At 33.6% G+C, this 384-nt stretch carries 1 protein-coding gene; it reads right to left on the bottom strand.

Annotated features, from left to right (window positions below; all coding sequences use genetic code 11):
- Positions 1–272: hypothetical protein (locus HC175_RS20205; RefSeq protein ID WP_168139848.1), on the bottom strand; the 272-nt coding region annotated here is incomplete at its 3' end.
- Positions 273–384 lie beyond the last annotated feature (112 nt).

Consider the following 384-nt stretch of genomic DNA (forward strand, 5'->3'; position numbering starts at 1 on the left):
TGGGTAAAATCTGATAATTTGAGCTCCTCTGTCAAAGGAGGATTTTTTTCCATAGCACCTTTAACTCCGATTAATTTTGCCTGTTGCCCTTTTTCGGTAAGCTGAAGTTTCTCATTTTCAATGGAAACGAATTCCAGCTTTATCAATTCATTTAAACTTTGGGTATATTCAGAAGAAAGGATAACGGTGGCGTCTCCGTCCTCAATAATCTGTAATAGTTTGTCCTTTTTATCAGGGTCGCTTTCCTCAAGTACATCGGCAATCTTCATCATCAAAAATCTGGAGCTTAATTATTTAGACAAAGATACAGTCTTCAGTCATTGATTTTTATTTATATATTTAATAGTTTGTATAAAATCTTTTTATGAATTACACGCTACATCA

Source organism: Salinimicrobium oceani (assembly GCF_012037645.1).